We start from the raw sequence: 23,338 nt of genomic DNA on the forward strand, positions 1-23,338 counted from the left end.
ATGCCCGACGTGAATGTCACCAGGGGTGCGGACGGCCGGTTCATCGAACCGACCGTCCGCACCCCTGTCGTCGGCCCGCTCGGCGGCACCAGCTCGGTTGCCGGGCCGCGCGCGGTTCTCGGTCGAGTCTGGGCCGCCGCGCGTGGCGTCGCGCGCTGGTACAGCGCGATCAACGGCGGTCAGGACTACCAGCGCTATGTCGACCACCTGCGCCGCAATCATCCGGGCGCTCCGGTGCCGTCGGTGGGCGACTACTGGCGCGAACGCTATGCCGAGGCCGAGCGCAACCCCACCAATCGCTGCTGCTGATCCCTGAAGAATCGGTGGCCGATTTCCGCTAGCACCCCGTTGGGATGGGTGCCATTGTGGAACTCGTGACCATCACCGCTTTGGACTTCGAGGGCTGCTACCGGGCGGTCTCCACCCGCGACTCCCGCTTCGACGGGCAGTTCTTCACCGCGGTACGAACGACGGGTATCTACTGCAGGCCCTCGTGCCCGGCGATCACGCCCAAACGGGCCAATGTGTCGTTCCTGCCCACCGCGGCGGCGGCCCAGCAGGCCGGATATCGCGCCTGCCGCCGGTGCCTGCCCGATGCCGCGCCCGGTTCCCCGCTGTGGAATGTGCGGGCCGATCTGGCCGCGCGCGCCATGCGGTTGATCAGCGACGGGATGATCGAACGCGGCGGGGTGCCGGGACTGGCCGCTACCCTCGACTATTCGCAGCGTCAGCTCACGCGGGTGCTCACCACCGAACTCGGCGCCGGGCCGCTCGCGCTGGCCAGGGCGCATCGCGCGCATACAGCGCGGCTGCTCATCCAGACGACCGAGATGCCGATGTCGGATATCGCGTTCGCGGCGGGGTTCGCCAGTATTCGGCAGTTCAACGACACCGTGCGCGAGGTGTTCGCGGTGAGTCCGACGACGATGCGCACCGAGTTGCGCCGATCACCGCGCGCCGATGTCGTCGCACCCGGCACGCCCGGTCTGCTGACTTTACGACTGCCCTATCGCGAGCCGCTCGATGTCGGCTGGCTGAGCTGGTTCCTCTCGGCGCACGCGGTGCCGGGGACGGAACTGTGGGAGGACGGCGCCTATACGCGCAGCCTGCGCACTCCGCACGGGCACGCGAGCATTCGGCTGTCGTTTCAGCCGGGGCATGTGCGGGCGGAATTGGCGTTGCGGGATATGCGCGATCTCGCACCGACCGTGGCTCGGGTGCGGCATCTGCTCGACCTGGACGCGGACCCGTTGGGCGTCGATGACGCGCTGGGCATCGGCCGGTCGGTGAATGGCGACGACCGGGCGTTCACGCCTGGAATCCGCGTACCCGGGTGCCTCGCCGGTTCAGAGTTGTTGCTGTGCACCATGATCGGGCAACAGATCTCGGTACGGGCGGCCCGAACGCATATCGCACGGCTGGTGGATGCGCTCGGCGAGCGGATCGAAGGGCCGGTACCGCGGCTGTTTCCGACAGCGGAGGCGATCGCCGAACACGGCGCCGAAGTGCTGACGGGGCCCGCGCGCAGGGTAGCCGCCATCGTCTCCGCGGCACGGGCGATCGCCGACGGCGAACTGGTCCTGCACTCCGGTCGCACCGCCGATGACCTGCGGCGCGACCTGCTCGCGCTCGACGGTGTCGGGCCGTGGACCGCCGACTACGTCACCATGCGATCGCTGGCCGATCCCGACATTCTGCTCGACACCGACCTGGTGGTTCGCCAGGGCGCCGCGCGGGCCGGAATCGACCTCGCCGACACCACCCGCTGGGCGCCGTGGCGCTCCTATCTGTCCATGCACTTATGGAAGACCGCGCTCGAACATCGTGGCGCGCTTGTCCGTGAACCTTCTCTCCAGGAAGCGAAAACCCATGACTGACACTGTTCTTCGTCTCGCCGATGTCGCGACCGTCAGCACGCCGATCGGCCCGTTCACCACCATCGTCGATGCCGACGGAGCCGTGCTCGCCGCGGGCTGGACCGGTGACGCGACCACGCTGACCGGCCTCATCCACACCACACTGCGCCCGGCGCGACTGCGGCAACGGGATTCACTCGGCGCGACAACCAAGGCTGTAATCGACTATCACGCAGGCGATCTCACCGCGATCGACGCGATTCCGGTGCGGCAGCAGTCGGGAGAATTCCTGCTCCACGCCTGGGAAGTCCTGCGCAAGGTGCCCGCGGGCGAGCCGGTCACCTATACGGAGTTCGCCGGACTCTCCGGGCGCCCGGCAGCCACGCGGGCCGCGGCCAATGCCTGCGCCCGCAACTCCGCCGCGCTGTTCGTGCCGTGCCATCGCGTGCTGCGGATCGGCGGAGCGCTCGGCGGGTTCCGATGGGGACTGGAAGCCAAGGCCTGGTTGCTCGCGCACGAGGGCTGAGCTTGTGCCGGGCGGCCCCGCGCCCGGCAGTTGCCTCGGACCGACATACCCTTATCGGCTATCAGTCCAGTTATCGCTGATTGGCTCTTTTTTTCAGGTCCAGTAGACCGGATTCTGTTACCTATGCTCACTCGTCGCCTGGTCGCGTTGTACGTCGGTTTGTGGTTGTACGGGACATCGATGGCAGTGATGATCCGGGCGGGGCTCGGGCTCGACCCGTGGGACGTGTTCCATCAGGGGGTCGCCGGGCATGTGCCGTTGAGTTTCGGCGTGGTGACCGCCCTGACCGGGATCGCCGTGCTGCTCGCCTGGATTCCGCTGCGACAGCGGCCGGGACTCGGGACCATCAGCAATGTGGTGGTGATCGCGATCGCGGTCGACGCCGGGTTGTGGCTGATCCCGGCCGTGGATGGACTGTGGTTGCGGATTCTGGCCATGCTCGCCGCGGTGGTCGTGAATGCCGCGGCGACGGTGCTCTACATCGGTGCCGGGATGGGTCCGGGTCCACGCGATGGACTGATGACTGGACTGGTCACGCGGACCGGCTGGCCGGTCTGGTCTGTCCGGACCGGGATCGAGGTCGGGGTGCTGACCACCGGCTGGTTCCTCGGCGGCAGTGTGGGGATCGGCACGCTGGTCTACGCGTTCGGGATCGGGCCGCTGGTCCAGCTGATGATCCCGCTCGTCGACGGCAAGCTCCCCGGTTTCGCGGCGATCTCCCACCATGAGGCGGTGCCACCGCTGGAGCGTCCGCAGACTCCCGCCACGCCGGGCTGAAGGTTGGGCTAAACGACCGTTGCCTCGAGGCTCGACCCCGCCCGGCCGCGCACCACGTGGAGCCGGCTGGGGATGCGTTGGCGCATCTCGTCGACGTGGCTGACGACGCCGACCACGCGGCCGCCTGCGCGGAGTTCGTCGAGGACGCCCATCACGGCGTCGAGGGTGTCGGCGTCGAGGCTGCCGAAACCTTCGTCGATGAACAGGGTGTCCAGGGTGAGGCCGCCGGATTCGGCGGCGACCACGTCGGCCAGGCCGAGTGCCAATGCCAGTGACGCCATGAAGGTTTCGCCGCCGGAGAGAGTTTTCGCGGAGCGGATCGCACCGGTGTAGTCGTCGCGGACGTCGAGTCCGAGGCCACCGCGCCTGCCCCGCGGGCCCGCCTTGTCCGAGTGCACGAATTCGTAACGGCCGCCCGACATTCGGCGCAGGCGTAGTGACCCCGCGACAGCGACTTCTTCGAGCCGAGCCGCGAGGACATAGGAGCGCAACGACATTCGCCTGTTGTTCTCGCCACGGCCGGCGACCACTTCCGCCAGGGCTGCCAGCTCGTCGAAATCACGCTGCCTCGGCGCGATCCGCTCGACCTCGCCCCACAGCTGCGTACCCAGCTGTTCGAGCTGGGCCACCCGCTCGGTGGCCGCCGACTGCGCCGCCACCGCGGCGGTGAGCGCGCTCTGCGCTTCGGTGAAGCGCTGTTCCAAGCCGGCCAGATCGCCCGGGGTCTGTTCGGCGACGGCACGGATCTGCGGTTCGCCCAGCACCGCCTCGGCGTGCGCCCGGGCCCGGTCCGCGGCGGTGAGTTCGGCTTCGATCGCGGACTGCTGCTGCGCGGTCCGCGCGACGGCGGTGACGACTTGGGCGTAGGCGGTCAGGAGAGCGATGTCGTCGCGCGGCGCTGCCGGTTCGACCACCTCGTCGGCAGGTTCCTCGTCGAGCGGATCTTCATCGAACAGATCGAACAGGCTTGGCATTTCGGGCTCGGCACGGATCGCTCGCGCGCGGCCACCGCTAGCAACCTCGGTTGCGCGCTCGTCGGCAGTGGCCGTCTCATCCTCGACGCCCACCTCGGCGATAGCACCTGGCTCATCGGCGACAACCGCCTCGGCGCCATCATCGTGGGTCGCCGTTGGACTGGCGGTAACAACTGTCGAATGCGGTGTCTCCGGCTGCGAACCTCGCGCGTTCGATTTCATCGGCGAGAACATTTCCTCGTATCCCGCTGGTACGAGACCGGCTGTGCGGGCGAGGTTTTCCACGCGGGTGGCGATGGTGCGGACGGCGTCGCGGGCGGTGGATTCCTCGGTGCGGGCGGTGCGCAGGGTGGTGGCGGCGGTGATGAGGGATTCGAGGCGGGCGGTGCGGGCGTCGACGGTGTCGTCGGCGCCCGCGGCGGTGCGCAGGCGGCTGGTGAGTTCGTCGAGGCGGGTGCGGGTGGTGGCGATGTTGGCGGTGATCGTGCCGAGGCGGGCGTCGAGGTCGCGTGACTGGTCGTGGAGGGCGGTTTCCTCGGTGCGCAGGGCTGCGAGGCGGGTGGTGAGTGCGGGCGCGCGGTCGGCCGCTTCGGCGGTGTCGTCGAAGCGGTGGGTGGCGGTGCGGACCGCGTCGGCGAGGGTGACGGGGTCGGCGTCGCCGCCGCGCGCGGTCAGTGCCTCGATTTCGCGTTCGATGGCGCTGATGCGTTCGGCGATGCGCTCCCGGGCGGCCTCTGCGGCTTGTTCGGCCGCCTGCGCGGTGTCCTCGGCGTCCTTGGACACCGCGTCATCGGTGGGCTGCGCCGGTTCGGGATGGTCCGCGGAGCCACAGACTGTGCACGGCGCACCGTCGGTGAGCGCGCCCGCGAGCTCAGCCGCCATCCCCGCGAGGCGACGGGCGCGCAGATCGAGCACCCGCTCCCTGGCATCGAGGTGAGCACGGCGGGCGGAATCGTGTTCGGCCTGCGCCTTGTCCAGAGCCGGCCGCTGCCGGGCTATTTCGACGGCGGCTGCCGCGCAGTCCTGCCACTTGGTCAGCTCGTTGCGAACTCCGGGCAGCGCGGCCGCCGCGTCGGTCGCCTCACGCAACTGTTCCTGCGCCGCCGCGATCGCCGTCGGCAGTTCGAGACGCCGCTGGCCCAGCTCGACCGCGCGCTGCGTAAGCCGAGCGGCTTCGCTCTCGTGCGCGGCGAGATCGCCGGTGAGCTGACGCGCGGTCACCGCATCGGCGCGCACCTCACCGAGCACACCGAGCAGCGCGTTCCACTGACTGATCGCGGCGTCGAGGTCGCCCCGAACATCCAGCACACCGACGCCGGCATCTCCAGCTGGGCCGATCGGCTCGTCCATCACGACGGTCAGCAGGTCTGCGCCCGCGATGTCGGCGGCCGCCGGTGCCAGCAGTTGATCAGCCAGTTCACCGGTGGCACTGCGGGTCGCAGTCTCCGAACGACGAAGGGCGCGAACCGCCGAACGAGCCTCGTCGATGGCTTGTACGACGGGTTCGGCGCGGCGGGCCCGGACCAGTTCGTGTTCGAGCTCGGTGCGGCGGGGAGCGGACGCGGTATAGGTAGCCAGTTCGGTGCGGGCTGCTGCCATGCGGGCGTGCAGCCCTGCAACGCGGCGTTGCTCTTCGGCTTCGGCGCGGGCCTGCGACGATTGCTGCTGGCGCAGTTCGGCATTCGTGGTCGCCTCGGCGAGTGCGGTGCGCGCGGTGGCGAGTAGCTCCTGGGACCAGGCCACCGCGTCGAGTACGCCGACCGATTCCGCGCCGCCGTAGCCCCCTGCCATGCCGACCTTGGTGATCAGGCGGTCGATGCCCTGTTTGCGGGAGTCGAGGTCGGCGGCGGCGGCGCGGCGGCGATCGGACAGCCACTGCTCGGCTGTCCCGAAACGCTGAGTGTCGAAGAGCTTTTCGAGCAGCTTCTCGCGGTCTTCGTTCTCGGCCCGCAGGAATCTGGCGAAGTCGCCCTGTGGGAGGAGCACCACCTGGAAGAACTGGTCGGCGCTCATGCCGAGCAGGCGCAGGACCTCGTCGCCGATATCGGTGATGCGCGAGAGGTTCTCGCCGCTGCCGTCGAGCCAGGTGAGGGTGGCCTGGGGTTGCAGGAGCCGGGTTCCGGTGCCGTTCTTCTTCGGGCGCTCGAATTCGGGTGACCTGGTCAGGCGTAGGAGGCGGCCGCCGAGCGTGGCCTCGAGCACGACGCTCGGCGGGGTCTGGGAATCCGCGTGGTCGGAGTGCAGCCGCTTGCTCTCGCCGCGCGCACCGGGCACCTTGCCGTAAAGGGCGAACGCGATGGCGTCGAGGATGGTCGTCTTGCCCGCGCCCGTGTGCCCGTGCAGCAGGAACAGCCCGTCGGCGCCGAGCGCGTCGAAATCGACGACGGTGGTCTCGGCGAACGGGCCGAACGCGGTGAGTTCGAGCCTATGCAGCCTCACGCGGCGCCACCGGGGGCGACCGCTGCGATCACGGCGCGGTAGCTCACGCAGTCAACTCCGACGCCGTCGACTCCTGGCCGGATTCGGCTCGCACCGAGTCGGTTTCGCGTACCGCGGCGGCAAGCGCACGCTCCACCCATGCCATCTCCCCCTTGCTCGGTGTGCCACGCACGTCGGTCAGGAAGCTCGCCGCGACCTCCGCGTCGCGGCGCCCGTGCACCCGCTCGCGGTAGTGCAGTTCCGGATTACCCTGCGGTCGTTCCCATTCCACGTGCACCGCGTGGGCGAACCGCCCGCGTAGCTTTCGCATCGGGTCGACCGGACGGGTGGTGTCGGTGAGCGTGGCCGACACGTAATGCTCTTCGGCCACAGCGTATTCAGTGCCGGTGAGCAGGGATTCGATGGTGCCGGTGAGCCTGCTGAGCCCGCGCACCAGCGGCAGATCGTGGCGATGCACCGCGGCGAGCCCCGAGGCATCGAGGTCGACGATCCACACCGCCTTGCGATGCGAACTCTCGCCGAACGAGTACGGCAGCGGAGATCCGCTGTAGCGCACCGACTCCGACAGCGTCTGCGGCGAATGCAGGTGCCCGAGGGCCACATAGTCGATGCCGTCGAAGGCCGACATCGACACCGTTTCCACGCCGCCCACCGAGATGGACCGCTCCGAACCCGTCGCCTCCCCACCGATCACGAACGCGTGCGCCAGCACCACGGTGCGCGTGCCGGACCTGGCGGCGATATCGGCACGAATCCGCTCCATCGCGGCATCGAGGATCTCCGCGTGCGAATGTGCCTGTGGCACACCAAGTTCGACGCGGGTGATCTCCGGTTCCAGATACGGGATGCCGTAGAACGCCACGTCACCGTCGCCGTCGGCCAGCACGATCGGGCGGTCCGCCTCGGCGACCCTGGTGCACAGGTGCAAGCCACCGGCCGCGGCGAAGCTGGCGCCCGCGCCGAGCCGGGCGGGCGAATCGTGGTTGCCCGAGGTGGCGATGATCGTCGCGCCCGCCGCCCGGATCGCCTCGAAGCCGCGATTGCAGACCCCGATGGCATCGGCATTGGGGATGGAGCGGTCGTAGATGTCGCCGGGCACCACCACCACGTCCACGGATTCGCTCGCGACCAGCTCCGCGATCGCCGTGAGCACGCGCGCCTGATCGGCCAGCAGGTCGACACCGTGAAAGGTGCGCCCGATGTGCCAGTCGGAGGTGTGCAGGATCCGCATGTCGCGAACCGTAGGGCACACCCCCGACAGAATTCAATCGACGCACCACACGCGTGTAATTCACCGGCGTGGCGTCCCGTGCCGCCGTGTTGCCCTGGCGCGTTCGCCGCGACCACGCCCGATTTGCCGGGAGATTGCGAACTTGTCGGTGGCCTCGGGCAGTATCGCCGCCATGACCGCTTCGATGCTCGTCGCGCTCGTCCTGGTATTCGCCGCAGGCTTCGGTCTCGGCTGGTTGGGGCACTCCGCCCGTGGTGGGCAACGTGCCGCCACCGCGGAGGCCCGGCTCGCCGCGGCCGGGGACAATCAACGGTTGCTGCAGCAGTCACTGCACTCGGCCAATGAGGATGCGGCGCGCAGGCATTCGGCCGCGATCGGCGCGATGGTCGATCCGCTGCGCGACGCGGTCGGGGCATTGGAACAGCAGATCCGGCAGGTCGAGCACCATCGGATCGACGCGTATTCGGGATTGCGCGAGCAGGTCGCGGGCATGCAGCGCACCTCGCATCGGCTCTCCGATCAGACCGGGCAGCTGGTCGCCGCGCTGCGCGCGCCGCAGGTGCGCGGACGGTGGGGCGAGATCCAGCTGGAACGGGTGGTCGAACTCGCGGGCATGACCCGGCACTGTGATTTCGACACGCAGGTCTCCCGGCCCGGCGGCGACGATCGGGGCGTGGTCCGGCCCGACATGGTGGTGCGGCTGGCCGGTGGCAGGCACATCGTCGTCGACGCCAAGGTGCCGTTCTCGGCGTATCTGGACGCGGCGACCACCGACGACCCCAGCGCGCGCACCCAATTGCTGGCCCGCCACGCCAAGCACCTGCGCGCCCACGTCGACCAATTGGCCGACAAGGCGTACTGGGCGGCGTTCGACCCGGCACCGGAGTTCGTTGTGCTGTTCGTGCCGGGCGACCCGTTCCTCGACGCCGCGCTCACCACCGATGCCGAGCTCTTGGAGTACGCGTTCGGCCGGAACGTGATTCTGGCAACCCCCACTACATTGATCGCGCTGCTGCGCACGGTGGCGTTCAGTTGGCGGCAGGAAGCGCTCTCACGCGATATGGCAACGGTGCAGCAATTGGGCAAGGAGCTCTACACCCGGCTGGGCAAGGTCGCCGAACATCTGGACAATCTGGGCGTGAATCTCGGTAAGGCAGTAGCGGCTTTCAACGCGACGGTTGGCTCGGTGGAGTCGCGGGTGATGGTCACCGCCCGCCGGATGCACGATCTCGGGATCGCCGATCAGGAGCTCCCGGCAATCCGGCTGACCGAGGCCCGACCGCGGGTGGTGGCATTGGCCGACGCCGAGGATCGCCTCTGAGATCCTCGTGCCGTGGCGCCTACGGGGCCGATGTGCAGTTAGTGTCATAGTGTGGCTGCTTCCCAACGTGCGCGACCCCGGGTGCCCGCGCCGCAACGTTCGATCGTGCCCTCGGTACCCGGCATCCCCGCCTGGGCCGCGATTCTGGTCGCCGCGGGCGCGACGGTTGTCGGGTTCCTGATCGACGCGTTCGGCGGTGAGACCCTGCCGACGGGCACGTTCTCGGCGATGTATGTGCTCGGCTGTGTGCTCGCAGTCTGCGCGGTGCGCTTCCGCGGTCTGTTCTCGACCATGGTGATGCCGCCGCTGCTGCTGTTCGTCGCGGTGCCGGTGGCCTGCCAGATATTAGGTGGGCGCGCCTCGTTCTCGATCAAAGAAGTTCTGATCAACCTGATCATCCCGCTGGTGGAGCGCTTCCCGACGATGGCGCTGGCGACCGTGCTGGTCCTGGCGATCGGTGGCGCCAGGATCGCGATCGCCAAGCGCATGCCCGCCGCCGCCCGCCCCGCCGCGTCGGACCGCAGAACCGAACGCAAGCCGGTCAAGCGTCGTCGCCCCGAACCCACACCCGACCTGGCCACCGCCGCCCGCAAGCGTCCGCGCCGCGGCACCGCCGTACTGGACGAGCCCGACACCGAGGTCGACATGGCGAGCCCGGCCCGCCGCCCCGCCCGACCCGCCGAGCCGAAACGTGCGCCCGCAGCCGCCAGGCCTCGCGAACCCCGCGCCGCCCGCACCCCCGCCGCACCCCGCGAAGCCGAACCCCGTCCCGCGCGCACCCCCGCACCCCGCGAAACCGAACCCCGCGCAGCCCGCACCCCGGCCGCACCCCGCGAAACCGAACCGGCCCGCGTCCCGCGCCGCCGTGGCGAAGCGCCGCCCCACCCCCAGCCGAACGTGCGCTACCGCGCCGACTCCACCCGCACCGAACGCCGCCGCCCAGATAACGGGTAAACCGAAAGTCCTCGCCTAGGCGGCGAGGATCTCTATCTATGCGCCCACTGATCTCGCACGAACATGGGTAACTCACCGGGCACGGGCTAGCTGAGCCACCACCGCCGTCTGGCCGCCAACGCATACCCTCCCCGCACCCAGGTCTGGCCTGAAGTCACGGAGAGGCGGGGGAGCTCGTGCGCGCCGGGCGCAGTTCACGCGGCAGGGAGAACACCAGCGTTTCGTTGGCCGTCGTCACCGGCTGGACCTCGCCGAAGCCGTGCTCGGCCAGTAGGTCGAGTACCCCGGTCACCAGGATCTCCGGCACCGAAGCGCCGGAGGTGATACCGACGGTCTGCACGCCGTCGAGCCAGGCCAGATCGACCTCACGGGCGTAGTCGACCAGATACGACGCCTTCGCACCGGCACCGAGTGCCACCTCGACCAGTCGCACCGAGTTCGACGAGTTGCGCGAACCGACCACGATCACCAGATCGCATTCGGGCGCCATCGCCTTGACCGCGGTCTGGCGGTTGGAGGTGGCGTAGCAGATGTCGTCGCTGGGCGGGTCCTGCAGCGTGGGAAAGCGTTCGCGCAGCCGCTCGACGGTCTCCATGGTCTCGTCGACCGAGAGCGTGGTCTGCGACAGCCAGATCACCTTCGACGGGTCGCGCACGGTCACCTTGTCGACCGACTCGGGTCCGTCGACCAGCTGCACGTGCTGTGGTGCCTCACCGGCGGTGCCTTCGACTTCCTCGTGGCCTTCGTGGCCGATCAGCAGGATGTCGAAGTCGTCGCGGGCGAAGCGCTTGGCTTCCTGGTGCACCTTGGTGACCAGCGGGCAGGTGGCGTCGATGGTGCGCAGGTTCCGTGCGGCGGCGGTCTCGTGCACGGTCGGAGCCACGCCGTGCGCGGAGAACACGACCAGGGCGCCCTCCGGCACCTCGTCGGTCTCGTCGACGAAGATCACGCCCTGCTCACGCAGCGTTTCCACCACGTGGCGGTTGTGCACGATCTCCTTGCGCACATAGATCGGGGCGCCGTGTTTCTCCAGCGCCTTCTCCACGGTCTCGACGGCGCGGTCGACGCCTGCGCAGTAGCCGCGCGGCTCGGCCAGCAGCACGCGCTTGCCACCGGCAGCCTTCGCGCCCGCGGAGCGCGTGATACCGACGTTCAAGGGGATTGCCGAGGTCATGTCCCACAGCTTACGTGCGTGCGACGGGCCCGATCAGGTCGGATCAAGGGGCGAAAGTCACATAACCGGGGTGTGGACCTTTGCATCACACGCGGTTTGGGGCAGGCTGGGGGCATGTTTCGTCCTCCGTTCCTGGCCAGGGTGGCCGCCGGTGCCGCCGTATACGCCTTAGAAGAGACCCGGCGACTGCCCGTCGCCGCGGTCAATTTCCCGATCACCGCGCTCAGTCGCGTGCTGCAGACCACGATGCATGTGCAGCAGTTCGTCACCAGCCTCGCGCTCAAGGGCGACGGTGTGTTCGAGCGGCTGGGTACGCCAGCGGCCGAGCAGCCCGAGTGGGCCACCTTCGACGAAGACATCGAGCCTGCGCCCGCCACCAACGGTCACGCCAGCCGCTTCGACCTGTTCGAAGAGGCCCCGCAGACCAACGGCCAGGCCGTGCCCGCGTCGCTGCTGCTGCTCGAGACCGAGGACGAGGTCATCGAGCCGGCAGCGCAGTCCGCCGCGGAGCCTGCCGAGGAGGAGATCGTCGCCCCCGAGGTCGCGATCCGCTACGACTACCCCGCGATGACGCTGGCCCAGCTGCGCGCCCGGCTGCGCATGCTCACCCTCGAAGAGCTGGGACAACTCCTGGCCTTCGAACAGCAGACCCGCGCTCGTGCCCCCTTCGTCACGATGCTGACGAACCGTATCGCGACCGTTCAGGCGAAGTAAGAACCTCCGTCCAGGCGGCCGCAACCCGCGCCATCGGCGCACCGGGATGCGGCCGTCTTTTGGTTGTGTCGGTGGCCACGCGTAGAACTGACTCATGACTCAGGACGGCGTCGCGCAGACCGGCGCTCCGGTGAATTCGGCGGAGCAGCCGTATCCGGTGCGTTCGGTCGCGGTGAAAGTAGCCCAGTGGATCGAACGGCTCGGCAGCATCTGGGTGGAGGGCCAGGTCACCCAGATCAACGCGCGCCCCGGCACCCGCACCGCGTTTCTGGTGCTGCGCGATGCCTCGGTGGACATGTCGCTGTCGCTGACCTGCGATCCCGACCTGTTGCGCAGGCTGCCGGTGCCGTTGACCGAAGGCAGCCGGGTGGTCGTGTACGGCAAGCTGCAGTTCTTCACCGGCCGGGGCACGGTGTCGTTGCGGGTCACCGAGATTCGCGCCGTCGGCATCGGCGAGCTGCTGGCCCGGATCGAACGATTGAAAGCCCTGTTGACGGCCGAGGGACTGTTCGATCCCCGGCTCAAGCGACCGCTGCCGTTCCTGCCCGCGACGATCGGGCTGATCACCGGACGGGCGAGTGCGGCCGAACGCGATGTCTTGTCTGTGGCCCAGAACCGTTGGCCCGCAGTTCGTTTCGTCATCCGAAATACCGCCGTGCAGGGCCCGAGCGCGGTGCCGCAGATGCTCGAAGCCCTGACCGAACTCGATCGCGACCCCGACGTCGAGGTGATCGTGCTGGCACGTGGTGGCGGCAGCGTCGAAGATCTGCTGGCCTTCTCCGACGAAGCCCTGTGTCGTGCGGTCGCCGCCGCCAGGACCCCGATCGTCAGCGCCATCGGCCACGAACCCGACAATCCCCTGCTCGACCTGGTGGCCGACCTGCGCGCGGCCACCCCCACCGATGCCGCGAAACGCATCGTCCCCGACGCCGCCGCCGAACTGGCCGGTGTCCGCGAGATGCGCGCGCGCTCGGCGGCCGCGCTGCGCGGCTGGGTCCAGCGCGAAGAGCACACCATCGCGCAGTTGCGATCGCGTCCGGTCCTGGCCGATCCCCTGCGCGAACTCGAGCACCGCCACGACGAGCTGGAGCGATTGCGCACCGCCGCGCGACGCACTGTCGAACAGTTCCTGCGCAGCGAGTCGACGACCACCGTGCACCTGCGCGAGAAGCTCACCGCGGTGGGTCCGGCCGCCACGCTGGCCCGTGGCTACGCTGTCGTGCAGCGCGTCGCCGGTCCCGAACGACACGTCGTGCGTTCGATCGATGACTCCCCCGCGGGCAGCCAGCTCCGCATCAGGGTCGCCGACGGCGCCGTCACCGCCGCGGCACTCGGCGCACAGCGACTGACGCCAGAGACCACCGACGAGAAGAGGAAGTGACCGTGGCCGACGCCGGTTCCGAGAACACCGACACCCTGGCCGAGATCGCGGCCTTCGGCTACGAACGCGCCCGCGACGAGCTCATCAACGTGGTCAAGATGCTCGAACAGGGCGGCCTCGACCTCGACGACTCGCTGGTGCTGTGGGAACGCGGCGAAGCGCTGGCCAACCGCTGCGAACAGCATCTCGCCGGTGCGCGCCGCCGCGTGGAGGACGCCCTGTCCCGCGCGGACCTCGACACCGCCGACTGAGTGCGGCCGATGTCACCCACGGATTCGCTGACCGGCCTGCGCGCCGATCTGGGCCCCATCGCCTTTTCCACCGACACCCGCAAGCTGCGCACGAAGAGCCGTGACCGGTTCGCCCAGAGCCCGGTCCTGCGAGACCTGTTGCGCGGACACAATGCCGAGATCTTCATCGCCCCACGCACCAAGGAAGAGCTGCGCACCGCGGTGGCCGCCTGCGCCCGCCATCGCGTCCCGATCACCGTGCGCGGGGCCGGTTCCGGGCAGTTCGGTCAGGGTGTGCCGCTGCGCGGTGGCGCGGTGATCGATGTCACCGCCATCGCCGGCGTCATCGGCTGGCACGGCGAACCCGGCAAACGCCTGCCGACCACAGTCCGCGCGCTCACCGGCACCGTCGTCGCCGATATCGATGCCGCGATCCGCCCATCCGGTTGGGAGCTGCGGATGCACCCGTCGACCGCGCAGCAGGCCACCGTCGGCGGCTACATCGCGGGCGGGCACGCGGGTATCGGCAGCTGCCGCTGGGGCATCCTGCGCGATACCGGCAACATCACCGCGCTGGAGGTGATGACGGTCGAGGAACAGCCGCGGCTGATCGAGTTGCGCGGGCGCGAGGTGAACACCGTGCACCACGCGTACGGCGCGAACGGCATCATCACCGAGGTCGAACTGCCGCTCGCCCCGGCCTGGGAGTGGCACGAACTGGTTGTCTCGTTCCCGGATTTCGCCCGGGCGGCCCGCTTCTCGGTCGACATCTGCCGCAGCGACGGTGTACTCACGAAAGTCGTTTCGCCCCACGCGCATCCGCTACCGCGGTACTTCCCCGAGCTGACCGGGCTGATTCCCGACGGCGAGTCGATGGTGCTGCTGATGGCCGCCGTCCAGTCGGTGCCGAATGTGGAGGATCTGGTGCAGGCCAACGGCGGCCGAATCCGGTACCGCTGCCTCGAGGGCAAGGGCAGCTACGGTTCGCCACTCTACGAATTCACCTGGGGTCATTCGATGCTGCGCTACCAGCGGCACAACCCCGAGCTCACCGGGCTGATGGCACTGTTCCCGCAGCGGGATCTGTACGAGTCGATCGTCGGCATCCACCGCGATTTCGCCGAGTTGGGGCCGCTGCATGTGGAGATGAAGCGGATCGACGGCGGGCTGTCGTGTCAGGGCTCACCGGTCTTCGCCTTCGAGGGCCAGGAGCACTTGGCCGCGATCACCGAGCGGTTGCAGCGGGCGGGACTGTTCATCGCGAACTCGCACACGCCCGTACTCGGTGCGGGCGGAATGAAGCCGTGGGGCGCGAAAGAGGCCGCCGCCAAACGCGAGTTCGACCCCTACGGCCTGCTGGCCCAGGGCAAGGCCGACGACGCCGAGGACACCATCACCACCTCGACAGCGCTACCCAACAGCGGCTGGTCCTACCGACTCAGCTGAGGTCGCCTTATTTCGACAGCGGTTGAGCTGTCGTGATCGCCGTGGCGAGGGTGGTGAACGCGGCCTCGTTACCCGCGCCGGTGATCAGGATCCGCACGCCATCGAGGTCGGCGATCCAGCCGGTTTCCTCGGTCGGTTCCGCGTAGACGACCCACTGCTGCCCGGCCACGTCCTTCGTCCCGGTCGGATAGCGCGAGCCGAGTTCCTGCCGCGACAGGGCCTCTTCGGAGGCGTCGGTCTGCGAATACCGCATGTAGGTGCCCTGCGGTGTGATGTAGCCGACTGTGCTCACCGCACCGCCACCGGCGGCGGCGATGGTGTCGCGGCTGCCCGAGTTCGAGACCCAGCCCTGCGGCAGGGTCGGATTGCGGATCGGGAACGACAGGGTCTTGGCATCGGATTTCAGCGCGGCGTCGGCGTCGAAATGCGGGATCTGCCCCTGTGTCGGGCCGTTGGTCGCCACCGAGCACTGGCTCGCCACCCCGGCCAGTACCACCGCGGCCAGCACCAACGGGATCAACGACCAGAACAGATCGCGGTAGTCGTTGAAAATGCGGTGCTTGGTCTGTGCCACGGCTACCAGTATCCACTCGGGGCCCGGCCGGGCCGCCGACGGGTCACGGCAGGAGGTCGTGCACGAGCGTGCCGTTTCGAAATGCGACAATGCACCCGTATCACCAACGCCAAGGAGGCACTCCGCAATGACGCCCACCTCGCCCGTCCCCAGCCGCCGCGAGGCACCCGATCGCAACCTCGCACTCGAGCTGGTCCGCGTCACCGAGGCAGGCGCGATGGCGAGTGGCCGTTGGGTCGGCCGTGGCGACAAGGAAGGTGGCGACGGCGCGGCGGTCGACGCCATGCGTCAGCTCGTCAGCTCGGTCTCGATGAAGGGCATCGTCGTCATCGGCGAAGGCGAGAAGGACGAAGCGCCGATGCTCTACAACGGTGAGCTGGTCGGCGACGGCACCGGCCCCGAGGTCGACTTCGCGGTCGACCCGGTCGACGGCACCACCCTCATGTCGAAGGGCTCCCCCGGCGCCATCTCCGTGCTCGCGGTCGCCGAGCGCGGCGCCATGTTCGACCCGTCCGCGGTGTTCTACATGCACAAGATCGCCGTCGGCCCCGATGCCGCGGGCTCGATCGACATCACCGCCCCGATCGGCGAGAACATCCGCCGCGTTGCCAAGGCCAAGCGCCTTTCGGTCTCCGATCTGACCGTCTGCATCCTGGACCGTCCCCGTCACGCCGACCTCATCCAGCAGACGCGCGACGCGGGCGCCCGCATCCGCCTCATCTCCGACGGTGACGTCGCGGGCGCCATCGCCGCCGCGCGCCCCGAGTCCGGCGTCGACATCCTGGTCGGCATCGGCGGCACCCCCGAGGGCATCATCGCCGCCGCCGCGCTGCGCTGTCTCGGCGGTGAGCTGCAGGGCATGCTCGCCCCGAAGGACGACGAGGAGCGCCAGAAGGCGGTCGACGCGGGCCACGATCTGGACCGCGTCCTGTCGACCACCGACCTGGTCTCCGGCGACAACGTCTTCTTCTGCGCCACCGGCGTCACCGACGGCGACCTGCTGCGCGGCGTGCGCTACTACGCGGGTGGCGCGTCCACCCAGTCGATCGTGATGCGGTCCAAGTCGGGCACCGTCCGCATGATCGACGCCTACCACCGCCTGACGAAGCTGCGCGAATACTCCTCGGTCGACTTCGACGGCGACGACAGCGCGAACCCGCCACTGCCGTGACACAGGCAGCCGGGGCCGCGGGTTCGCGGCCCCGAGGGATGTATTCCCGCGGCCGGTGTGGGAATCGCCGCTGGTGTGTGGCCACCATTCGCGGCGTTCTCGTCCTAGTGTCGAACTATGGCTGACGACGACGGGCAGTACCGGATCGAACACGACACCATGGGGGAGGTTCGCGTCCCCGTCGATGCACTGTGGCGGGCGCAGACGCAGCGGGCCGTCGAGAACTTCCCGATCAGCGGTCGGGGGCTCGAGCGAGCACAGATCCGGGCACTGGGTCTACTGAAAGCCGCTTGCGCGCAGGTCAACAAGGACCTGGGCCTACTCGACCCCGTGAAGGCCGACGCGATCATCGCCGCGGCGGGCGAGATCGCGAACGGTGAGCACGACGACCAGTTCCCCATCGATGTGTTCCAGACCGGCTCCGGCACCAGCTCGAACATGAACGCCAACGAGGTGATCGCCTCGATCGCCGCGCGCAACGGGGTGAGCGTGCACCCCAACGACGACGTGAACATGTCGCAGTCCTCCAACGACACCTTCCCCACCGCGACACACCTGGCCGCCACCGAGGCCGTGATCGCCGAACTCGTTCCGGCCCTGGATCATCTGCGCCTGGCCTTGCTCGACAAGTCGCAGCAGTGGCGCACCGTGGTGAAGTCGGGACGCACCCACCTGATGGACGCGGTGCCGGTGACCCTCGGCCAGGAATTCGGCGGCTACACCCGCCAGATCGCCGCGGGCATCGAGCGCGCGATGGCCACCCTGCCGCGCCTGGGCGAGTTGCCGATCGGCGGCACCGCGGTGGGCACCGGACTCAACGCGCCCGCCGGATTCGGCACGAAGGTCGTCGCGGAACTGGTGCGCACCACCGGAATCGACGCCCTGCGCGAAGCCAAGGATCACTTCGAAGCCCAAGCCGCGCGCGACGGACTCGTCGAGGCCTCCGGCGCGCTGCGCACCATCGCGGTGAGCCTGACCAAGATCGCCAACGACATCCGCTGGATGGGTTCGGGCCCGCTGACCGGTCTCGGCGAACTGCAGCTGCCGGACTTGCAACCGGGTAGCTCGATCATGCCGGGCAAGGTGAATCCCGTTCTGCCCGAGGCGGTGACACAGGTAGCCGTGCAGGTGATCGGCAATGACGCGGCGATCGCGTTCGGCGGCGCGAGTGGGGCATTCGAGCTCAATGTCTACATTCCCGTGATGGCCCGCAACCTGCTCGAGTCGATTCGCCTGCTGGCCAATGTTTCTCGCCTGTTCGCCGACAAGTGCGTGAGCGGCCTGGTCGCCAACGAGGAGCACCTGCGCACCCTCGCCGAATCCTCGCCGTCGATCGTGACCCCGCTCAACTCGGCCATCGGTTACGAGGAGGCCGCCGCCGTCGCCAAACAGGCTCTCCGGGAGAAGAAGACGATCCGCCAGACCGTCATCGATCGCGGGCTCGTCCCGGACAAGCTCTCACTCGAAGAACTCGACCGCAAGCTCGACGTGCTGGCCATGGCCGACATCGACCGCTGACACGAAACGGCCGTCACCTCGCCGAGGTGACGGCCGTTCACGTGCGAAAGATCAGGCCAGGTGCGCGAGTTCCGCGCGAGCCTTCTCGCCCGCTTCGCTGAAGTCGGTGCGGGAGAAGATGTTCCAGCGCCGCAACAGCGGCTTGAACACCAGCTCGTCCTCGTTCGCGCGGTCGTAGATGCCGGCCTCGGCCAGCGCTTCGTCGCTCGATCCGCCGCCGGGCAGATCCACGTGCGGCACCCGGAAGTCGGCGACCCGATCGGCGATCGCGCGCACAGCCTGATCGGGCACCAGATCGAGGGCGGCGGCGACGAGCACGGCGAAGAACTCGGCCTGCAGTTCGTCGTCGGCGGCCAGCTTCTCGGCCATCGCGGTGACGATCGGGTTCTCGCCGAGCGCGGCGGTGTTGCGGTGCCGGATCGCGGCGGCGACCTCTTCGAACGCGCAGGTGGCCAGCACGTCGATCAGGTGCATCGGCGGCCGGTTGAAACCGTCGGTCATGTGCTGCATGCGGGCCCGCTCGAGCGCGACCGGGTCCACCGCGCGCGTGAGCATCAGGTAGTTGCGGATCATGATCTCGTGGCGGTTCTCCTCCGCCGTCCACCGGCCGACCCAGCGCCACCAGGGACCGGTGCGCAGGTGCTTGCCGAGTTCACGGTGGTAGGACGGCAGATTGTCGGCCACCAGGACGCTCACGGTCAGCGCGAGCCGCGCGGTGTCGCTGAGCTCGGACTGTTCCGGGGTCCAGTCCTGGCCGCCGAGGAAGGCGAAGTTGCGCCCGTCCGACCACGGCACCTGCTCGTGCGGCTGCCAGCCGTCGGCCAACTCGATGTGGCGACGCAGGTTCAGTTCCACCTCGTCCGCGAGCGAATCCAGCAGCTCGCGGTCGGTCAAAGTTTTCTGCACCCCGACAACCTAGTACCTCCTGCGCGAGCGCGGGGACCTGCGGGGTGAACCCGGGTCCCCGCGCTGGGCGGAAGGCAATGCTGAGCTGGTACTACTTCGGTGTCACTGTGGTCTCGCCGTTGACCCACGTGATGGTGCCACCGGTGAAGTCGCTCTGCTTGCCTCCGGTGATGTCCTTCTCGTCGCTGGTCGGGTAGCCCAGCGTGCCGTTGGCGCCGCCGTTCTCCTCCCACGCCTCGCGGATATCGCCCCACACGATGTGGGCGCCGGAATCGGAGCTCCAGTAGACGGTGCCGCCGGCGAAGTCCTGGTACTGGCCGCCGTTGGGGCCCGATTCCTGGGCTTCTTCCGGTGCGCCGAGCGGGCTGGTCGCGCCGCCGACCGCCATGTACTTCTTGTACACCTCGCCGGAGACGGTGATGTCACCGTTCGGGGTGGAGATGGTGGTCGACTCGCCTGCCGCGCCACTGGTGGCCGCACCGGAGGTGGTCTCGGAACCCGAGGTGGTTTCCGCACCGGGAGTGGTGGTCATCGCGCCCATGTCCTGCTCGGTGGTGGAGCTCGCCCCCGGGGCGCCGACCGCGGAGGTCACCGACGCGACCGCGTCCTTGGCCTTGTCCTTGTTCTCATCGCTGCAGCCTGCGGCGAGCAGCAGACCAGCCGCGGCCAGGACCGCGGCGCTTCCGGCGGCAGTACGTCGAGCGAAGTGGTTCATATCCATCCTCTCGCGAGTGGCTCCCCCCGGGGGCACGCCCTCGGATGGAGCCTGGCCGACATCCGCAACGGCCCGGCGGAACAATGTTCGCCGAGCCGTTGCTGGATTGGTGTCGAGGCGGATATTACCCACTGTTTGCGCTAATCAAACGGATTCGGGCCGCGACGCGGCCCGATTGCCGATGACTACGCGTTCGGTCCGTACTCCTCGAGCATCTCGGTCACCAGCGCCGCGATCGGCGAGCGCTCGCTGCGCGTGAGCGTGATGTGCGCGAAAAGCGGGTGACCCTTGAGTTTTTCGATCACCGCCGCCACACCGTCGTGCCTGCCGACCCGCAGATTGTCGCGCTGGGCGACATCGTGGGTGAGCACCACCCGAGAACCCGTTCCGAGGCGGCTCAACACCGTGAGCAGCACATTGCGCTCGAGCGACTGCGCCTCGTCGACGATCACGAACGAATCGTGCAGCGACCGCCCGCGAATGTGGGTCAGCGGCAACACTTCGAGCATGTCGCGACTGAGCACCTCGTCGAGCACCTCGCGGCTGGCCAGCCCGTCGAGCGTGTCGAAGACTGCCTGGGCCCACGGGCCCATCTTCTCGCTCTCCGAACCCGGCAGGTAGCCCAGTTCCTGCCCGCCGACGGCGTACAGCGGCCGGAACACGACCACCTTGCGCTGGGTCCGCCGCTCCAGCACCGCTTCGAGCCCGGCGGTCAACGCGAGCGCCGACTTACCGGTACCCGCGCGCCCACCCATCGACACGATCCCGATGCTCTCGTCGAGCAGCAGATCCAGTGCGATGCGCTGTTCGGCCGAACGTCCGTGCAGACCGAAGGCCTCCCGCTCCCTGACCAGTTGGATCCGCTTGTCCGCGGTGACCCGGCCCAAGGCGCTGGAGCTGCTGCCCAGCAATCGAACGCCGGTGTGGCACGGCAACTCTCGCGCATCGTCGAGGTCGATCACCGAATCGGTGTAGAGCTGATCGATTTGCGAGCCCGCGACATCGAGTTCCACCATCCCGCTCCAGCCGGAGGTCACCACGTCCTGGGCGTGGTACTCATCGGCCGACAATCCGACCGCGCTGGCCTTGACCCGCAGCGGGATGTCCTTCGACACCAGCACCACGTCCTCGCCTTCGGCCGAGAAGTTCAGCGCGCAGGCCAGGATGCGGGAATCGTTGGTGTCGGACCGGAATCCGGCGGGCAGCACCGACGAATCGGTGTGGTTGAGCTCTACCTGCAGGGTGCCGCCTTCGGTGCCGATGGGCAGTGCCTGGTCGAGCCTGCCGTGCTGCACACGCAGGTCGTCGAGCATGCGCAGCGCTTCGCGAGCGAACCAGCCGAGCTCGTGGTGGTGCCGTTTTGCCTCCAACTCGCTGATCACGACCAGTGGTAGGACCACACTGTGTTCCCCGAACCGGGTGACGGCCCAGGGATCCGACAGGAGTACAGAGGTGTCTACGACAAAAGTCTTGCGACCGGAACGTGAGGGGCGAGCCCCTTTCTTCGAGGCCGAGGCCGGGGCCGTGTGCTTCGCGGAAGCGGAAACGGAGCGTGCAGCAGTCACGGTGGGCTCCTTATGTGTTCGCACGGCACCCGCGCGAACGATCTCGCTGGACCGGTCCGTCCTTGTGGGCGTTTGACGCTGAGTCAACCGCCCCGAGGGCCAGGTGCCGGCCCTCTCGCACTGAGTAGCTCAGTCACGGTCAGGACCTCCCGTACGAATCACACCGACGCGACTCGCATCACCGACGCTACCGCCGAATTCGTAGCCGCGCTGCTGGACCGACACACGTGTCCGTGAATTTGTCGTTAACCCGCACTGTCGTGCCGGATCCGGCACGCGCGCGCCGCCGAGCGCTAGAGTCGATGACATGGCCGATGACCACGATCTGGAGAAGCTGTCGTCGAAGGAACTGCACGATCGCGCGGTGAAGACGGCGGTGCGCCACGGTGACGTGAAGTTCCTGTGGGAACTGTTGAAGTCGATTCCGGCGGCTCAGGCCGAGGCGGGCGACCTCGGCGAGAGCTCGGCCGACATCAAATACGTGCTGCCGATGATCGACGACTACATCCACGCAGGCGACGGCAAACTGGCCGACGTGCTGCGACCCACCTACCTGGCCTACCTACGCAAGCGCGAGTGATCAGCGCCCGGTGATCGCCTTCGCTACGCCGACGATGGTGCCGCGCAGAACGTTGCCCTTGCTGAAGTGGTCGTCCCACAGCACGATTCGGCCGTCGCGCAGTTCGAAGGTGCCGCTCACCCAGAAGCCGATGCGCACCGGGCCGACGTGGAGGTAGTCGGTGCGGTCAGTGAGCACGATGTCGCCATCGGCGGCGATGTGGTGCATATCCGCGGAGAACCCGAGCTTCGGACGGCCGAGACCGCGCAACAGCGTGGCGACCCGGTCCTTGCCGCGCACGGTCGGCAGCGAGGTGTTCTTCCAGACGATCTCTGGGTCTAGGAGTTCGAGCGCCTCGTCCACCGCGCCGAGTTCGAGCGCGCTGAAGAATTCGCGGACGACGGTGACGGCGGGCTCCGGCAGTTCGGGCTGGTCGGTCATGAGTCGAGCCTAGGGTGCCGGTCGCGGCGGGACCAGTACTTGCTCGCGGTCAATTCCGCTGATCGATCAGCACGGCGAGCCCGTCGAGGATGCGCTCGACACCGAAACGCAGCGCATCGTTCGGCCCGCCTCTACCCGCCGGGGTGGCGGCTTCCTCGGCGAAGGCCGCCTGTACTTCGGGATAGCGGCCCCCTGCCGCGGTCATCATCTCGGTGAACTGCTCGGTGAACTGCAGTTCTCCGCCCTCGCTCATCGACGCCACCTGCTGGGCCAGGCTGCGGGCGTGGCCGTTGAGCAGCACGATCGTGTCGAGCTTCTCCGAGCCGGTGAATCCGGTGCCCGCCAGCGCGGTGAGGGCGGCCTCGGTCCAGCCCAGCTCGTTCGGGCCCAGCGGTCGCACGCCGATGATGAGCTCGATCGTCCAGGGGTGGGCCAGGTAGCGCGCGAAGATCGCTTCGACCCACTCCCGCAATCCTGTACGCCAGTTCTGTTGCACCCCCGCGGAATTCGGCGGTTCGCCCATCGCCGTGTCGAGCATCAGCGCGGTGAGTTGTTCCTTGCCCGGCACGTACCGGTACAGCGACATCTTGGTGAAGCCGAGGCGTTCGGCCAGCCGCTGCATCGATAGCGCGGACAGCCCTTCGGCGTCGACCAGTGCGATGGCCTCGGCGACGATCCCGTCGAGGGTGAGCGCGGGTTTGGGCCCGCGCTTGGGGCGCTGCGTGGTCCCCCACAACAGTTCGACTGTGGTCGGCGGCGGCATCTGCCCATCCTCTCGGAAATCCTCTTGACCCGAAACTGTGTCTATCATACTCTAATCTGCATCCACCGGATACAGATTCCATCGGACACAGATATCAGGAGTT

22 protein-coding genes are annotated in these 23,338 nt (G+C 68.6%); 13 read left to right on the top strand and 9 right to left on the bottom strand.

The window, feature by feature from the left end; all coding sequences use genetic code 11:
• The 4 genes from ACLJPD_RS05070 (at position 1) to ACLJPD_RS05085 (ending at position 3,159) form a co-directional block, all read left to right on the top strand.
• Positions 1–309 carry a YbdD/YjiX family protein gene (locus ACLJPD_RS05070; RefSeq protein WP_410870543.1) on the top strand — a complete coding sequence of 103 codons (309 nt, stop codon included), beginning with the start codon at positions 1–3 and terminating at the stop codon, positions 307–309.
• 44 nt (positions 310–353) lie between these two features.
• Positions 354–1,877, top strand: coding sequence for an AlkA N-terminal domain-containing protein (locus ACLJPD_RS05075; protein WP_410870544.1), 1,524 nt, complete (start codon positions 354–356; stop codon positions 1,875–1,877).
• A complete protein-coding gene (locus ACLJPD_RS05080) occupies positions 1,870–2,382 on the top strand; it encodes a methylated-DNA--[protein]-cysteine S-methyltransferase (RefSeq protein WP_410870545.1) in 513 nt (170 codons plus the stop codon). Before ACLJPD_RS05075 ends, ACLJPD_RS05080 begins: the two co-directional genes overlap by 8 nt.
• A 123-nt stretch (positions 2,383–2,505) precedes the next feature.
• Entirely contained in the window at positions 2,506–3,159 is a 654-nt protein-coding gene (locus ACLJPD_RS05085; protein WP_410870546.1) for a YczE/YyaS/YitT family protein, read from the top strand.
• 8 nt (positions 3,160–3,167) lie between these two features.
• Here ACLJPD_RS05085 and ACLJPD_RS05090 read toward each other — a convergent pair whose 3' ends face one another.
• Both ACLJPD_RS05090 and ACLJPD_RS05095 read right to left on the bottom strand, forming a co-directional pair.
• Positions 3,168–6,572: an AAA family ATPase gene (locus tag ACLJPD_RS05090; protein ID WP_410870547.1), complete on the bottom strand. Its 3,405-nt coding sequence runs from the start codon at positions 6,570–6,572 to the stop codon at positions 3,168–3,170.
• A gap of 43 nt (positions 6,573–6,615) precedes the next feature.
• Entirely contained in the window at positions 6,616–7,803 is a 1,188-nt protein-coding gene (locus ACLJPD_RS05095) for an exonuclease SbcCD subunit D (RefSeq protein ID WP_410870548.1), read from the bottom strand.
• Positions 7,804–7,975: 172 nt separating this feature from the next.
• Here ACLJPD_RS05095 and ACLJPD_RS05100 point away from each other — a divergent pair, with 172 nt between their 5' ends.
• Both ACLJPD_RS05100 and ACLJPD_RS05105 read left to right on the top strand, forming a co-directional pair.
• Complete coding sequence (locus ACLJPD_RS05100) at positions 7,976–9,124, top strand: DNA recombination protein RmuC (RefSeq protein ID WP_410870549.1); 1,149 nt, start codon at positions 7,976–7,978, stop codon at positions 9,122–9,124.
• Between the two features lie 51 nt (positions 9,125–9,175).
• Complete coding sequence (locus tag ACLJPD_RS05105; protein ID WP_410870550.1) at positions 9,176–10,078, top strand: DUF6542 domain-containing protein; 903 nt, start codon at positions 9,176–9,178, stop codon at positions 10,076–10,078.
• A gap of 154 nt (positions 10,079–10,232) precedes the next feature.
• Here ACLJPD_RS05105 and ACLJPD_RS05110 read toward each other — a convergent pair whose 3' ends face one another.
• A complete protein-coding gene (locus ACLJPD_RS05110; RefSeq protein WP_410870551.1) occupies positions 10,233–11,252 on the bottom strand; it encodes a 4-hydroxy-3-methylbut-2-enyl diphosphate reductase in 1,020 nt (339 codons plus the stop codon).
• Between the two features lie 114 nt (positions 11,253–11,366).
• Here ACLJPD_RS05110 and ACLJPD_RS05115 point away from each other — a divergent pair, with 114 nt between their 5' ends.
• The 4 genes from ACLJPD_RS05115 to ACLJPD_RS05130 all read left to right on the top strand — a co-directional run bounded on the left by ACLJPD_RS05115 (position 11,367) and on the right by ACLJPD_RS05130 (position 15,023).
• On the top strand, positions 11,367–11,966 hold the full coding sequence (locus tag ACLJPD_RS05115) for a lipid droplet-associated protein (RefSeq protein ID WP_410870552.1): 600 nt from the start codon (positions 11,367–11,369) through the stop codon (positions 11,964–11,966).
• 94 nt (positions 11,967–12,060) lie between these two features.
• On the top strand, positions 12,061–13,347 hold the full coding sequence (gene xseA / locus ACLJPD_RS05120; RefSeq protein WP_410870553.1) for an exodeoxyribonuclease VII large subunit: 1,287 nt from the start codon (positions 12,061–12,063) through the stop codon (positions 13,345–13,347).
• Positions 13,344–13,598 carry an exodeoxyribonuclease VII small subunit gene (locus ACLJPD_RS05125; RefSeq protein ID WP_410870554.1) on the top strand — a complete coding sequence of 85 codons (255 nt, stop codon included), beginning with the start codon at positions 13,344–13,346 and terminating at the stop codon, positions 13,596–13,598. Before xseA ends, ACLJPD_RS05125 begins: the two co-directional genes overlap by 4 nt.
• A gap of 9 nt (positions 13,599–13,607) precedes the next feature.
• Positions 13,608–15,023 carry an FAD-binding oxidoreductase gene (locus ACLJPD_RS05130; RefSeq protein WP_410870555.1) on the top strand — a complete coding sequence of 472 codons (1,416 nt, stop codon included), beginning with the start codon at positions 13,608–13,610 and terminating at the stop codon, positions 15,021–15,023.
• Positions 15,024–15,030: 7 nt separating this feature from the next.
• Here the strand turns inward: ACLJPD_RS05130 and ACLJPD_RS05135 are convergent, their stop codons facing one another.
• Complete coding sequence (locus tag ACLJPD_RS05135; protein ID WP_410870556.1) at positions 15,031–15,597, bottom strand: DUF4245 domain-containing protein; 567 nt, start codon at positions 15,595–15,597, stop codon at positions 15,031–15,033.
• 127 nt (positions 15,598–15,724) lie between these two features.
• On the opposite strand from ACLJPD_RS05135, the gene glpX reads away from it, so the two are divergent.
• Positions 15,725–16,768: a class II fructose-bisphosphatase gene (gene glpX, locus ACLJPD_RS05140; protein WP_410870557.1), complete on the top strand. Its 1,044-nt coding sequence runs from the start codon at positions 15,725–15,727 to the stop codon at positions 16,766–16,768.
• Between the two features lie 117 nt (positions 16,769–16,885).
• Positions 16,886–18,286 (top strand): class II fumarate hydratase, encoded by a 1,401-nt coding sequence (locus ACLJPD_RS05145; protein ID WP_410870558.1) that lies wholly within the window; start codon positions 16,886–16,888, stop codon positions 18,284–18,286.
• A gap of 51 nt (positions 18,287–18,337) precedes the next feature.
• Here ACLJPD_RS05145 and ACLJPD_RS05150 read toward each other — a convergent pair whose 3' ends face one another.
• From ACLJPD_RS05150 to ACLJPD_RS05160, 3 genes are all read right to left on the bottom strand, one after another.
• A complete protein-coding gene (locus tag ACLJPD_RS05150) occupies positions 18,338–19,192 on the bottom strand; it encodes an acyl-ACP desaturase (protein WP_410870559.1) in 855 nt (284 codons plus the stop codon).
• 91 nt (positions 19,193–19,283) lie between these two features.
• Positions 19,284–19,907, bottom strand: a complete 624-nt coding sequence (locus tag ACLJPD_RS05155; protein WP_410870560.1) for an LGFP repeat-containing protein — start codon at positions 19,905–19,907, stop codon at positions 19,284–19,286.
• A 185-nt stretch (positions 19,908–20,092) separates the two neighbouring features.
• Positions 20,093–21,472, bottom strand: coding sequence for a PhoH family protein (locus ACLJPD_RS05160; RefSeq protein ID WP_410870561.1), 1,380 nt, complete (start codon positions 21,470–21,472; stop codon positions 20,093–20,095).
• 307 nt (positions 21,473–21,779) lie between these two features.
• Here ACLJPD_RS05160 and ACLJPD_RS05165 point away from each other — a divergent pair, with 307 nt between their 5' ends.
• Positions 21,780–22,052 carry a hypothetical protein gene (locus ACLJPD_RS05165; RefSeq protein WP_410870562.1) on the top strand — a complete coding sequence of 91 codons (273 nt, stop codon included), beginning with the start codon at positions 21,780–21,782 and terminating at the stop codon, positions 22,050–22,052.
• On the opposite strand, the gene ACLJPD_RS05170 is transcribed toward ACLJPD_RS05165, so the two are convergent.
• The gene (locus ACLJPD_RS05170) at positions 22,053–22,472 is read right to left on the bottom strand and encodes a limonene-1,2-epoxide hydrolase family protein (RefSeq protein WP_410870563.1); all 420 of its coding nucleotides are present in this window, start codon (positions 22,470–22,472) and stop codon (positions 22,053–22,055) included.
• 49 nt (positions 22,473–22,521) lie between these two features.
• Positions 22,522–23,235 carry a TetR/AcrR family transcriptional regulator gene (locus ACLJPD_RS05175; protein WP_410870564.1) on the bottom strand — a complete coding sequence of 238 codons (714 nt, stop codon included), beginning with the start codon at positions 23,233–23,235 and terminating at the stop codon, positions 22,522–22,524.
• Positions 23,236–23,338: the final 103 nt, after the last annotated feature.

It is taken from the genome of Nocardia sp. A7 (assembly GCF_046549215.1).
In the GTDB taxonomy this organism is placed as follows: Bacteria; Actinomycetota; Actinomycetes; order Mycobacteriales; family Mycobacteriaceae; genus Nocardia.